Here is a 13,710-nt window from a genome sequence, read left to right as displayed (position 1 = left end):
CGATTGTGGAAAATAACCTCATCATTAATTTTATTAACTTTTTCAATGTTATGAATAGACATGGTAATCATTATTTCTTTTTTAGTCTAATTATTAGCAAAACAAAAATAAATACTCCGATACCTATGGGGTAAATACCGGTAAGACTATTCTGAGCCCAGATGATCATGATACCCAGTAAAATGAAGATTGCAGGGAGAATACTTGCATATAATAAACCGTAATCACCAGATAAATATTTTTGCCAAGTCTGCTGAAGATTGAGGTGATATGTTTCATCGAATTTTGTAATCTCATTGAGTGCTACTATTGTCAATACAGTTATGATACAAATTAATGACATTACGATACTGTTAATTTGAATCCAATTTAGTAAACTTGATAACAAGATTAATGATAGAATAACATCAATACCTAGTAAACTAATTCTTACTGGACTGAGACTTTGTGATACATCTTTTTTCTCAAGATATTTACGAAGGCCATCGTCTTCTTTTAATAGTGTATCCAATGAAATATGGTAATACTCACTTAGCTTGATTAAGTTAGTAATATCAGGATAAGTTTTTTCATTCTCCCAACTTGATATTGTTTGCCGAGTAATAAAAAAATCTTTAGCTACTTGATCTTGAGTTAAGTGTTTCTCCAATCGTACGCTTTTTAAATGGTCACCGAATGTCATAAAAATGCCTCCTAAGTCTTGACTATTATTTTAGACGGAGACGATGTAAATCGTAAGCAATAATTCATTGCGCCGCATACTTAATAGGCTTCTAGCTATTTACATCAATTAAAAATGCATCAATTTAGCTCTCGATGAGCTGTAATTGGTGCATTTTTTAAATAATAGTTGCTTATTTTTGTTGTCGCACTCGTGCTATAACACGACCCATCGAAAATAGTAATGTGATATTAAACCATAAACCGTAAAAGCGGGTTAAACCACTATTTGTAATGGTCACAGCTAAAAATGCCAGTAATAATGATTTCATCATTACGCTTTGGAATTCATTGACAGTAATTGCGAAACGATCAGGTTTTAATGATGAAAAGATGAAGAGTAATATGACATAAATTGTTGGTAAAATGTAGTACGCAAACATGTGTCTCCCTAGAATTATCGTGAGTTTTTGTTCAAAATGGATAAAATCAGTACTTCAATTGTCACATGCTCACTATAAAAAAGCAACGTGAAAGCGTCTTTTTTGCTCATTAGATATAAAATTGATAGAATAATAGTTATGCAAAGTAGCGTAGATAGTGTTACGTATGCTTTACGTCATGATTTAAAGAGATAATCAAGCACAGAACTCATGATGTGTTCATTCTGGAGAAAAAATAATGTCTAAAATAGCAATAATTAGCGATTCAGCATCAGCGATACCACTTACAGTGCGTAATCGCTACCATATTTTTCAAGTGAATGATCCTATTATTTTTGGGAATGAAGTTTACAAGGAAACAGTCGATATTCATAATCTTGGTGAGTTAGTCAAGCTGATGAAAGATAAAAAGATGATTGCCTCGACGTCACAACCAGCACCGGGTGATTGGGAGGAAGTACTGAATTTAGCCAAAGCATCAGGCTATGATTCAGCACTAATTATCCCAATCTCATCAGGTATATCCGGTGCTTACCAAACAGCTCATGCTGTTGCCTCTGCATACGAAAGCATGTCAGATGTACGTGCGTGGGATTCAAAATTTGCAGTGATGGGTTCTGGTATGCAAGCTGTCATGGCAGCTGCACTGGCTGAAAAAGGGAAGACCTTAGATGAAATTTTGGCAACGCTTGATATATTAAGAGAAACGCTAGATGTACGCTTTGTTGTCAATGACATCTCCCATTTACAACGAACTGGACGTTTATCACGAGGTGCAGCGTTAGTTGGTGGCTTACTTAATATTAAGCCAATTTTATCAATAGATATTCAAGGTGAAGGTAAGATAGGCGCTGTAGGTAAGGCACGCAAAATGAGTGGATCACTGAAAGAAATTAAAGAAGCACTTAATCAATATTTGACAAGGGCAGATTTTCCAGTGCGTGCTTTTGTGATTGATGGCAATAATGCTAAATTGGGAGATAAGTGGCTCAAAGATTTGCAACACGATTATCCAACAGTTAAATTTGAACGTGGTGAAATCGGTGCTTATATTGGCGTTCATACGGGAGATGGTACGATGGGTGTCTTGTGGGGACGTGATTGGGAGACTTTAATTTAAAATTTTTAAAGTGATTTGGTCACTAGTTTTTCTATTGATTAACTCGATAGCTGAAAAGTTGTTATTTCAGTTATCGTTTTTTATTAACATAGTGTGTAATAATGTTATAATATTAACAATAAATTGATTTACGGGGACAACTAAATGCAACGATCAAAACGTTATCAAATTACATACGAGGTTTTGAATGCTGTCACACACGGTTTCGGATTTTTATTAGCTGTTTTAGCTGGTATCATGCTGCTAATTCATGTTTTCCGACACCCAGTTTCCGCCTTTGAAATTACCGCAATTATTATATATGCTGTCACAGTAGGATTCTTTTTGTTAGCTTCAACATTATTTCACTCATTAGTTTTTACACGCGCGGCTAAAATTTTCCAATTTTTTGATCATGCCGGTATTTATCTGGTTATTTTGGGCAGTTATACGCCGTATACATGGTTATTAATCAGAGGTTGGGTTGGTTGGTCGATTTGGGGCGCTATCTTGACCATGACGATTGCTGGCTTTGTCTATGATTTGTTTTTTGTTGGTCGTTGGCCGTGGGTATCTGTGACAATTTATCTGGTTATGGGATGGCTTATTGTCCTTGCTATGCCTGTTTTATGGGGCGTCTTGTCACATACCGCCTTTTGGCTCCTAGTAGCTGGCGGGTTGACTTATTCAGCTGGGACTATCTTTTATCTCGTACCAAAGATCCCAATGGGTCACGTTTATTGGCATATATTTGTTTTAGGTGGTGCAGGATTGATGTTTGCTAGTATTTATTTAAGTTTATAAAAAAGCTGAACCATGAGGATTCAGCTTTTTTTGTATAATAAAAGACCAGCAAATAAATTATTTACTGGTCTTAGTTAGTGGACAGCCAGGGGCTCGAACCCTGGACCCACGGATTAAGAGTCCGTTGCTCTACCAACTGAGCTAGCTGTCCATATGTTATTTGTTTTAAACAACATATAATATAATACCATGGGTAATTTTAAAAAGCAATAGGTTAATACCATTTATGGACGAACAGGCGTTTTATGGTTTATCAGTGCTATTTAGTATAAAATAGAGAAAGTTAAAGCGAAAGGAAATGTTTTGGAAACAGATTCTAAAACATCAGAGTAATATGCTAGATCTTATTAAATCAATTATTATTGGAATCGTTGAAGGTATAACAGAATTCTTACCAGTTTCATCAACGGGACATATTATCTTGGTATCGTCTCTCATGAATATTCCAGGTGGTGCGGTTTGGACAAAAAGTTTTACTGCAGTTTTTGATTACACCATTCAATTAGGTGCAATTTTCGCGGTTATTCAGCTTTATTTCCACAAACTTAACCCGTTTTCATCAACCAAAACACCGCGTGAACGTTTTCAAACGTGGCGGTTGTGGATTAAGGTTGCTGTTGGTTTCTTGCCAGCTTTGATTTTTGGCTTCTTACTCAACGATTTTATGGATGCCCATTTATTAAATGTTTGGGTTGTTTCAGCTATGCTGATTCTTTACGGTATTTTGTTTATCGTAATTGAAAATCGACAAAAAGGTATTGCACCAAAGGTAACTGATCTTAATAAGATGACATACCAGTTAGCATTGTTTATTGGGTTATTTCAAGTTTTGTCATTAGTTCCTGGAACCTCTCGGTCGGGGGCAACGATTTTAGGGGCGATTCTTCTAGGCGCATCACGTTTTGTGGCAGCTGAATTTTCATTCTTCTTATCTATTCCAGTGATGTTCGGGGTAACTGTATTAAAAGTTGGGTCGTTCTTAGCCCACGGTGGTCGCTTTACAATCATGCAAAGTCTCGTGATGTTAATTGGATTTGTGGTATCTTGGATTGTGGCTTGGTTCGCTATTAAAGTGATGATGAGATATATTCAAAATAATGATTTCAAGATATTCGGTTGGTATCGTATTGTCGTTGGTGTGCTATTCCTATTATTAGCTGTCTTCGGTGTGATAACAATCGCTTAATTTTAAAAAAGATGCAAACATTCGTTTGCATCTTTTTTGTGGATAAAATGCTTTAACTAGTAGGTAAATAGCCCAATAAATTATAAAAAAATCGCTAATTCGTTAAAAATGACACAAAAACTTTTTTAAGTCTAAATAGAGTTGATGTGTCATTATTTGTTGTCCTAAAAACACATGCTACTTATTTATAGTCAGTATTATTCTCTAAAAAATAGTTGTAATATTGAATGTACGACATCAAATATTTTAAAAGAAAAGGGGGTAGTTATTTGTTTATGAACAGTAAAATAAAACAATACACACTCACGGATTTAAATGTTATAAAACGGAGTGGTGAGGTGATGCCATTCTACACCTATAAAATCAATTACATCCTAGAGCAGCTTGAGTTATCACTAGAAGAGCAACAGCAGGTACAAAATGGTTTGTACGAGATATTAAGCCATCACACAAGCGTCACAACTGTAGAAATACACGATTTTTTGGTTAAATTGCTCAATGATGAACAAGAGGGTGCTGCGCAGGCTTATGAAGCTAGTTTTGCGGATAAACAACAGCAATTTGCTGACGCCACTAATATTGAGAAAAATATTTCAAAATTATTCAACCAAGACGAGGCGATAGTACACGAAAATGCGAACAAAGATAGTCGTGTGTTTAACACACAACGTGATTTAGAAGCAGGCGTTGTTAGTCGCGCGTTAGGTCTAAAAATGTTGCCACCACGCGTTGCCAGAGGGCATCTCCGCGGTGAAATTCATTGGCACGACTTAGACTATTCACCAGTAACGCCAGCAACTAATTGTTGCCTAATTGATTTTGAAAATCTATTAACCAATGGTTATAAAATTGGTAATGCATGGGTTGATTCACCAAAATCTATTCAAACAGCTACTGCGCAAATGGCGCAAATTATTGCCAACGTTGCATCGTCTCAATATGGTGGTTGTTCTGCTAATCGTATTGATCAGCTGTTAGCACCCTATGCCCAATTAAATTATGACAAGCATCTAGTTGACGCTAAAAAATGGGTCAGTGATGATCAGCAAGCAGCCTATGCCAAAGAAAAGACGTGCAAAGATATTTATGACGCGATGCAGGCACTAGAATATGAAATTAATACTTTATATTCTTCTCAAGGTCAAACACCGTTTACGACGATTAATTTTGGGTTAGGGACAAACTGGATTGAACGTGAAATTCAGAAAGCGATTTTAAAAATACGAATCCTAGGTTTGGGGAAGGAACATCGTACAGCAATTTTTCCCAAGTTAACTTTTACGTTGAAAAAAGGGCTTAATTTTGCGCCTGATGATGCCAACTATGATATCAAACAATTAGCAATTGAATGTTCTACAAAACGGATGTACCCTGATTTATTAATGTACGATAAAATCGTTGAAATTACAGGGAGTTTCAAAACACCGATGGGCTGCCGTTCATTTTTACAGGGTTGGCAAGATGAAAATGGACAAGAAGTTAACGACGGTCGCATGAATTTGGGTGTTGTATCGGTTAATTTACCACGAATAGCCTTGTATGCAGCGGGAGATTTTGATACTTTTTGGCGTATTTTCGATGAAAAGATGATGCTTTGTCATGAGGCGTTAGCTTACCGCATTGAGCGGACTAAAGAAGCGATACCAGAAAATGCACCGTTGTTGTACATGTATGGTGCTTTTGGCAAGCGTCTGAAAGCTACAGACAGTGTTGATGAAGTCTTTAAAAATGGACGTGCAACGGTTTCGCTGGGATATTTGGGGTTATATGAAGTTTGCACGGCATTTTTTGGCCCTGAGTGGGAAAAAAATAAAGCGGCGCATGACTTTGCTTTGCAGATTGTGGCCAAGATGCATGATTATTGTTTAGCCTGGGAAAAGGAAAGCGGCTATCATTATAGTCTTTACTCCACACCGGCAGAATCTTTGACGGATACATTCTGTCGGTTAGATATGAAAAAATTTGGTCATATACCAGATATTACGGATAAAGATTACTATACCAATAGTTATCATTATGATGTTCGAAAACATCCAACACCATTTGAAAAAATCACTTTTGAAGAAGCTTTTCCTAAATATGCTGCCGGTGGTTTTATTCACTATTGTGAGTATCCAAATTTGAAACAAAATCCGAGTGCATTGGAGGCAGTTTGGGATTGGGCGTACGATCATGTGGGTTATTTAGGGACGAACACATGTATCGATAAATGCTTTAAATGTGGCTTCATGGGTGAATTTAAAGCGACCGCACGGGGATTTGTTTGCCCAGAGTGTGGGAACCATGATCCAGCATTCTGTGATGTTGTTAAGCGAACTTGTGGTTACTTAGGAAACCCACAACAACGACCAATGGTGCATGGTCGTCATATTGAAATCAAATCACGACAAAAGAATTTAACTCAGGAGATGATTGCACATGCCGCAGCATATTCGAAAACCAAACAATCCGATTCCCAACGACTGGATCGCACCGAATTATAGTGAACATCGAATTGCCGATTATAAACCCTTTAATTTTGTTGATGGTGAAGGTGTACGCTGTAGTTTGTATGTGAGTGGTTGCCTATTTCTTTGTCCGGGTTGCTATAATGTTGCCGCTCAAAACTTTCATTTTGGACAGCCTTATACAAAAGATCTTGAAGATAAAATTATTGAAGATTTGAGCCATGATTATGTTCAAGGGTTAACATTACTAGGTGGTGAGCCTTTTTTGAACACTGAGGTTTGTTTACAATTATGCCGCCGTATTCGTAAAGAATTTGGAAATAGTAAAGATATTTGGTCTTGGACTGGCTATACATGGGATGAGTTAATTCATGATTCTTACGACAAGGTGCGTTTACTGTCATTAATTGATATTTTAGTAGATGGGCGTTTTTTAGAAGATGAAAAAGATTTGACGTTACAATTTCGAGGAAGTGCTAACCAACGTATTATTGATGTACAAAAATCGATTAATGCTCATGATGTAGTTATTTGGGATAAATTAGTACGATAATTACTTTTTCTTAATCATAGTAATCAAAAAAACTGCCAATTGGCAGTTTTTTTTGATTTAAACAGCGGCAACTGCACTGTCTTTTATTTGACATGAAAATATAAAATCAGGTGGGGTTAACAAGCCGATATTTTTGACAATGACATTACCTGATAAATAGCCACCAACATGTTGGTTGAGGCCAGACTTACCATAGCCAAAGGTAACTGTGGTATGCGCTTTTAATGCGGCACCACGGACTTCTCCAGTTGTTGCATCAATACCTGTAGGTACGTCAACTGCAATGACTGTTTTTTCAATATGATTGGCGGCCTTAATCATTTTTTGCAAACCTTCGGGCAAAATATTGTTTAATCCAATACCAAAGATAGCGTCAATAATTAATGTTGCTTCATTAAAATCACTTTTTTCAGCACGAACCAGGCCATAATTTTCTATAATGTTGAGTTGTCGTGTCACAGTTTCTTTGGCACGAGCAACGTTACCGACAAATTGTAATGAGACATTAATGCCTTGTGCGTACAACAGGCGCGCAATTGCGACGCCATCAGCACCATTATTACCTAAGCCAGATAGCACGAGTACATGATCTAAATTAAAATGGCCAGCGCCGATAACCTCAACAACTGCAAGAGCTGCACGTTCAATTAAAACATCTTGTGGCATACCAATAGTTTCAATTGTATAATTATCAATTTTTTGCATTTCAGCAGCAGTAACAAGTTGCATTGTAATCACTTTTCTTTCTCAATATTATTGTTAATTATACAGGATATTATCGATTAACGTGAAACAATTTGTGAATTTTTCAATGTTCGTATTTTTTTCTGCTACAATATAAAATAAAAGTTTTGAGGAATTCACATGCAACATTTAGATTATAGTCAACAAAAAGATTGGTATCAAGCGGATGACACACCTTTTCAATCCCCAATCGCGATCAATACTTCACAAACTTTGCCAGAAACAAAGTCAGATTTAACTGTGAAATTTCATGACCGTACGCAATATCAAGATAGAGTAGTGGGTGAGCAGTTTTTGGTCCAAGGAGAGTTGGTTGTGAATGGAGAAACATGGCAACTCGAACGGTTTCATTTTCATGATGGTGCGGAACATTTAATTGATAATGTTCGACATGATGCTGAAATCCATTTTGTCTATCATAAAAATGATGATACGTTGGTTTTGGCTATCTTTGGGGATGTTGCTACGGGCGCAAATACACACATTCCAGATATTTTTACTGGTGAAATAGATGCCAAGCTATTAGCTGACTTATTGCCGCCACATCATGACTATTTCCACTATGTTGGCTCACTAACAACGCCACCTTTAGGTGAGAATATCTCATGGCTTATCTTGGCAGAACCGATTGCATTGAGTACGGTTGATCTGGCAATTTTACATGACCGTTATCCAAATAATTATCGTGATATACAAGATGTGGCGGGAAGAGAAGTGTCGTCGATTGATATCATAAAGTAGTTGGTTAGATTAGGCGTCATATAGTATTGGCATGGAGATATAATTTCCTGTGCTGACACCTTGATAACGTGATATGATAAAAGATAGTTTATTTATTAGGGAGTTATCATTTTGGGTGTTTTTTTTCAATCAATTCAAGGTGTGCTGGTCATATTAGTAATGATTGCCATTGGATATATATTGGCTAGTCGGCAATGGTTTACTGAAAAATCAGGCCAAATTATTGCGCGTATTGTCACGCAAATTGCGTTGCCAATGTATATGATTCATACAATTACTAGCGATTTTACAGTTGATAAATTGCGGCAATTATTACCAGACATCAAGTTTCCAATTATATCAATGATTATCTTGTTTGCAATTTCAATTGCTGTCTCGCGAATTTTGCAAATTCGGAAAAATCGGCGTGGATTATTTCAATCCATGTTTTTTAATTCAAATACAGTTTTCGTTGGATTGCCGATTAACATGGCTTTATTTGGCACTGAAAGCTTACCTTATGTGTTGGTTTATTATATGGTCAATACGACTTTTTTTTGGACGCTAGGAACTTATTTAATCCAACGTGATGGTGAAGGTGAATGGCGATTTGATTGGATAAGTACGCTAAGAAAAGTATTTTCACCACCGTTACTTGGATTTGTAGTAGGTGTGTTGTTAGTATTATTTGATATTCAGTTACCAACGTTTGTTGTTTCAGATTTGCAATATATTGGTGATTTAACAGTACCGCTATCTATGTTTTTCATTGGGATTGCAGTTCATCATGCTGGGTTAAAAAATCTGACATTTAATCAGTATAGTTTAGGTATTTTAGGTGGCCGGTTTATTTTGGCGCCCATTATTATGTTTTTGCTACTTTGGAAAACAGATATGCCATATCTAATGAAACAGGTTTTCATTTTGCAAGCAGCGATGCCAGTGATGACGAACGCACCAGTTGTTGCTAGTTTATATGGTGCTGATGCTGATTATGCCGCCGCCATGGTGACTGAATCCACAATTTTAAGCCTTATTATGGTACCTATATTGATGACATTAATTCAGCAAATATAATTAATAAAATAATATAAAATTGAGCGATGTGTTGTTAAGTTTTATATTATTTTATTATCGTGTAGTTCATTGAAATTGCTTAATGATTCATTCGCTTTTGTATTGTGAAACCGTGCCATATCAGGTAAACTAAATGATATGGAAAACTTTCAAGAACAATTAAAAAGTCGACGTACTTTTGCTATCATTTCTCACCCGGATGCGGGGAAAACAACCTTAACCGAACAATTACTATTGCATGGCGGCGTTATTCGTGAAGCAGGTACAGTTAAAGGGCGTGGGTCTCACAAATTAGCCTCTTCTGATTGGATGGCTATTGAACAACAACGTGGTATTTCTGTCACGTCATCTGTTTTGCAATTTAACTATGATGGTAAACGCATTAATATTTTGGATACACCAGGTCACGAGGATTTTTCCGAAGATACTTACCGTACATTAATGGCGGTGGATTCAGTTGTCATGGTTGTAGATGCGGCTAAGGGTATCGAGCCACAGACAAAAAAATTGTTTGAAATTGTCGCACAACGTGGTATTCCTATTTTTACTTTTTTTAACAAAATTGATCGTGATGCACGACCAGCACTTGATTTAGTAGATGAATTAGAAACTATTTTAGGCATTCAAGCTTATCCTATGAATTGGCCAATGGGTTCTGGTCAGATTTTACAAGGTATTTATGATTTAAAGCATAATCAAGTCGTTCCTTTTAAAAATGCGACAGCACATCCTGAAATTGTTGAAGAATCGATGGATGAAATCGAGCTATTGCGTGATGCCGGTAATGAATTTGATCAAGAAGCTATTGCACAAGGTAAATTAACACCAGTATTTTTTGGATCAGCTTTGGTAAATTTTGGTGTGACAGAATTTTTACGCGAGTACTTGACATACGCGCCAGCACCAGCCGATATGACAACAGTAGATGATCAAATCATTGTACCGGAAAGCACCCAATTTAGTGGCTTTGTTTTTAAAATTCAGGCCAATATGGATCCGAGACATCGTGATCGAATTGCTTTTGTGCGCATTGTTTCTGGGGCATTTAATCGTGGTATGGATGTGACACTGCAACGTAGTGGTAAGAAACTTAAGTTGTCTAATGTAACGCAATTTATGGCTGAAGAGCGCGAAAATGTGCAAACAGCCGTACCAGGCGATATTATTGGTGTGTACGACACTGGTAATTTTCAAATTGGAGATACCATTTATTCTGGTAAAAAGAATGTTCAATTTCCAGATTTACCAACATTTACACCAGAGTTGTTCAATCGGGTGGTAGCCAAGGATGTTATGAAGCAAAAGTCGTATCATAAAGGTATCGAGCAACTGGTTCAAGAAGGTACGATTCAACTATATAAATCATGGCAAGGTGGCGAATATATCATCGGTGCCGTTGGTCAATTGCAATTTGAGGTATTTCAATTCCGTATGGAAAATGAATACAATGTTGAAATTCAATTTGAACCAATTGGTTCAAAAGTAGCACGCTGGGTTTCCCCAGATCAATTAGATGAAAAAATGGCTTCGAACCGTAATTTACTAGTAAAAGATCGATATGATCAGCCAGTATTCTTATTTGAAAATAAATTTGCTATGAATTGGTTCCATGATAAATATCCCGATGTCATCTTAGAAGAAAAAATGTAACAGATAAGAAAAAGTAGCTCAAAGAGCTGCTTTTTTATATATAGTCAAGTTTTGGAAACTTTATTTACGTTTACTTGTAAGCGCTTACTTTTAGTGTTATAATTAAGTTAACAAATAAAGAGGAGGCCTTGAATGACGCAAAATAATTTATCAGAAATTGAAACGTCAGAGGCTATCATCTTGTAGACGACGGTTGATATACAACAGATCCGTATTAGGAAAACATTAATAAATGATTTGAATCAATCAACTTGAGTTATAAAAATGTATCCACTGTAAAATGGTTTAATGACCAGCAAACAAAGTTTTGGACACCTATTACAAGAAATACAGTCGTGATAGATTGGCAAGAAGCGAGATGATGGTGTGACGTTAATATTTCAGCTTCACCTATGCGTTTGCAGCGCAAAGCATATAATTAAATAACCATAGAACCTGACATTATGATGACATAGTGCCAGGTTTTTGGTTTATAATAAAAAAGATGCATTGTGACACAAATGTACAACAAAATGAGATAAACTTTAGGAGGAGAGGTGAGATACGCGTGATATGATATCATGTTGACTCACCATAAATACTTATGGAAACAAAAGGGAATAACGCTATTTACGATTTGCATGATAGGCCGCCATTGTTTACTTGGTTAGGGTTATCATTGCAGCATCTTTTCTCGATGTTTGGTGCAACTGTTTTAGTACCATTGTTAGTTGGTTTGAATCCGGGTGTGGCGTTATTTACTTCAGGTATTGGTACGTTGCTCCACTTATTAATTACGCATGGTAAAGTACCTGCGTATATGGGATCGAGTTTTGCGTTTATTATTCCTATGGCTTCGTTGTTGAAAACAATTGGTTATCCGGCTGTTGCCCAAGGAATTATCGCTGTTGGTATTGTTTACTTAGTTGTGGCATTAATTATTACTTATACAGGGACTGGTTGGATTGATAAAATTTTCCCAGCTGAAGTTGTTGGTCCTATCATTATGGTGATTGGTCTAAGTTTGGCAGGAGCGGCTGCTAGTTCAGCAACTACTATTAATGGTAAATATGATTGGAAAGTTTTTGTTGTTGCATTGCTAACGCTACTAGCAACCATTGCTTTTAACATGTTTCTGAAAGGATTCTTGGGTCTATTACCAGTATTATTGGGTATTATTTTTGGTTATATTATCGCTATACCTTTCGGATTAGTCGATTTGTCGCCGGTGGCACAAGCGCAATGGTTCCAGTTACCAAATTTTGAGACTTTTATTGGTTCAGATGGCTTTAAGTTCTATCCAAGTGCTGTGTTGACTATGGCGCCACTCGCCTTGGTCACTTTATCTGAACATTTAGGGCACTTAATGATTTTGTCGAAAATTACTGGACATGATTTCTTTGAGAATCCTGGATTGCAACGTACGTTATCTGGTGACGGAACCGCTTCTGTAGTGGCTGGATTAGTAGGTGGTCCAGCAGTTACCTCGTATGGCGAAAATATTGGTGTCATGCAGTTGAGTCGTGTTTATTCTGTTTGGGTTATTGGTGGTGCTGCATTTTTTGCTGTTATTTTTAGTTTTGTCGGTAAGCTGTCAGCACTTATTTCAACTATTCCCGGCGCAGTAACTGGTGGTGTTGGCTTCATGCTTTATGGTGTGATTGCTGCTGCTGGCTTGCAAGTTATTGTTGATAACAAAGTTGATTACAGTAAAAAGCGTAATCTGATGATTGCTGCACCAATTATGGTGATCGGAATTGGTAATTTCCATCTCCAACTTGGGGCACAAATTGATTTTTCAGGTGTGGCCATTGCAACGGTACTAGGTATTGTTTTGAGCTTAGTTTTGCCAAAAGTTGCGGCAAGTGAAAAAGAATTATAAAATTAACGTTTATTTTAAAGTGTTAACCTTAATATTTTGTGGTGTTATATTTGAATAGTAAACAACGAAGCGGCATATACCAATCACTCATGGTATATGCCGCTTTTATATGATATTTTGTTTATTCTATCACAATTTTGAGCAAATAATGATAGCTTGCGATGTAGCAGGTAGACGAATATCCAAGTCAAAAGTGTACGAAGAGAAATAGGAATTAAAAATGTTATGCAACCCATGAAAGCCCTTTCAGACGGGGTTTTTCTGAATTTATTAAGGATTTTAACATTCTGTAAATAATTAAAATCATTAATTTTTTTAATAATTACGTAGCAAAAACTAACATACTAGAGCTTTTTCAGATTATCTGAATAATCTTTGTGAAAAAGTGACGTAAAATGGTTGAATTTCATTTTTAAAAGAGTATTATTGGTTTATATGTTATGACGAATAGCCGATTACGACCATT

12 protein-coding genes and 1 tRNA gene are annotated in these 13,710 nt (G+C 36.5%); 9 read left to right on the top strand and 4 right to left on the bottom strand.

Features of this window, described 5'->3' with window-relative positions; all coding sequences use genetic code 11:
* Positions 1 to 70 precede the first annotated feature (70 nt).
* Together FGL89_RS04335 and FGL89_RS04330 are read right to left on the bottom strand one after the other, a co-directional pair.
* Positions 71 to 682: a helix-turn-helix domain-containing protein gene (locus FGL89_RS04335; protein WP_014973642.1), complete on the bottom strand. Its 612-nt coding sequence runs from the start codon at positions 680 to 682 to the stop codon at positions 71 to 73.
* A 172-nt stretch (positions 683 to 854) separates the two neighbouring features.
* On the bottom strand, positions 855 to 1,103 hold the full coding sequence (locus tag FGL89_RS04330) for a hypothetical protein (RefSeq protein WP_014973643.1): 249 nt from the start codon (positions 1,101 to 1,103) through the stop codon (positions 855 to 857).
* Between the two features lie 238 nt (positions 1,104 to 1,341).
* Between FGL89_RS04330 and FGL89_RS04325 the strand changes: the two genes are divergently transcribed.
* Both FGL89_RS04325 and trhA read left to right on the top strand, forming a co-directional pair.
* Complete coding sequence (locus FGL89_RS04325; RefSeq protein ID WP_014973644.1) at positions 1,342 to 2,223, top strand: DegV family protein; 882 nt, start codon at positions 1,342 to 1,344, stop codon at positions 2,221 to 2,223.
* Positions 2,224 to 2,367: 144 nt separating this feature from the next.
* A complete protein-coding gene (gene trhA / locus FGL89_RS04320; RefSeq protein ID WP_014973645.1) occupies positions 2,368 to 3,006 on the top strand; it encodes a PAQR family membrane homeostasis protein TrhA in 639 nt (212 codons plus the stop codon).
* Positions 3,007 to 3,084: 78 nt separating this feature from the next.
* Here the strand turns inward: trhA and FGL89_RS04315 are convergent.
* Positions 3,085 to 3,157, bottom strand: a tRNA-Lys gene (locus FGL89_RS04315).
* Positions 3,158 to 3,340: 183 nt separating this feature from the next.
* On the opposite strand from FGL89_RS04315, the gene FGL89_RS04310 reads away from it, so the two are divergent.
* The 3 genes from FGL89_RS04310 (at position 3,341) to nrdG (ending at position 7,192) form a co-directional block, all read left to right on the top strand.
* Positions 3,341 to 4,192 (top strand): undecaprenyl-diphosphate phosphatase, encoded by an 852-nt coding sequence (locus FGL89_RS04310; protein ID WP_014973646.1) that lies wholly within the window; start codon positions 3,341 to 3,343, stop codon positions 4,190 to 4,192.
* Positions 4,193 to 4,467: 275 nt separating this feature from the next.
* Positions 4,468 to 6,675: an anaerobic ribonucleoside-triphosphate reductase gene (nrdD, locus tag FGL89_RS04305; RefSeq protein ID WP_014973647.1), complete on the top strand. Its 2,208-nt coding sequence runs from the start codon at positions 4,468 to 4,470 to the stop codon at positions 6,673 to 6,675.
* Positions 6,611 to 7,192 carry an anaerobic ribonucleoside-triphosphate reductase activating protein gene (nrdG, locus tag FGL89_RS04300; RefSeq protein ID WP_014973648.1) on the top strand — a complete coding sequence of 194 codons (582 nt, stop codon included), beginning with the start codon at positions 6,611 to 6,613 and terminating at the stop codon, positions 7,190 to 7,192. The genes nrdD and nrdG overlap by 65 nt, the downstream gene beginning before the upstream one ends.
* A gap of 57 nt (positions 7,193 to 7,249) precedes the next feature.
* Here nrdG and FGL89_RS04295 read toward each other — a convergent pair whose 3' ends face one another.
* Complete coding sequence (locus FGL89_RS04295) at positions 7,250 to 7,921, bottom strand: NAD(P)H-hydrate epimerase (RefSeq protein ID WP_014973649.1); 672 nt, start codon at positions 7,919 to 7,921, stop codon at positions 7,250 to 7,252.
* Between the two features lie 135 nt (positions 7,922 to 8,056).
* On the opposite strand from FGL89_RS04295, the gene FGL89_RS04290 reads away from it, so the two are divergent.
* The 4 genes from FGL89_RS04290 (at position 8,057) to FGL89_RS04275 (ending at position 13,244) form a co-directional block, all read left to right on the top strand.
* On the top strand, positions 8,057 to 8,677 hold the full coding sequence (locus FGL89_RS04290; protein WP_014973650.1) for a carbonic anhydrase family protein: 621 nt from the start codon (positions 8,057 to 8,059) through the stop codon (positions 8,675 to 8,677).
* 111 nt (positions 8,678 to 8,788) lie between these two features.
* On the top strand, positions 8,789 to 9,733 hold the full coding sequence (locus FGL89_RS04285; protein ID WP_147000435.1) for an AEC family transporter: 945 nt from the start codon (positions 8,789 to 8,791) through the stop codon (positions 9,731 to 9,733).
* Positions 9,734 to 9,871: 138 nt separating this feature from the next.
* On the top strand, positions 9,872 to 11,383 hold the full coding sequence (locus FGL89_RS04280; RefSeq protein WP_014973652.1) for a peptide chain release factor 3: 1,512 nt from the start codon (positions 9,872 to 9,874) through the stop codon (positions 11,381 to 11,383).
* Between the two features lie 583 nt (positions 11,384 to 11,966).
* Positions 11,967 to 13,244, top strand: coding sequence for a solute carrier family 23 protein (locus FGL89_RS04275; RefSeq protein ID WP_014973653.1), 1,278 nt, complete (start codon positions 11,967 to 11,969; stop codon positions 13,242 to 13,244).
* The last annotated feature ends 466 nt before the right edge of the window (positions 13,245 to 13,710 follow it).

Source organism: Leuconostoc carnosum, from assembly GCF_007954525.1.
Taxonomy (GTDB): Bacteria; Bacillota; Bacilli; order Lactobacillales; family Lactobacillaceae; genus Leuconostoc; species Leuconostoc carnosum.
Note: the sequence above shows the minus strand (reverse complement) of the source record. Positions and strands in the feature narration are given on the sequence as shown.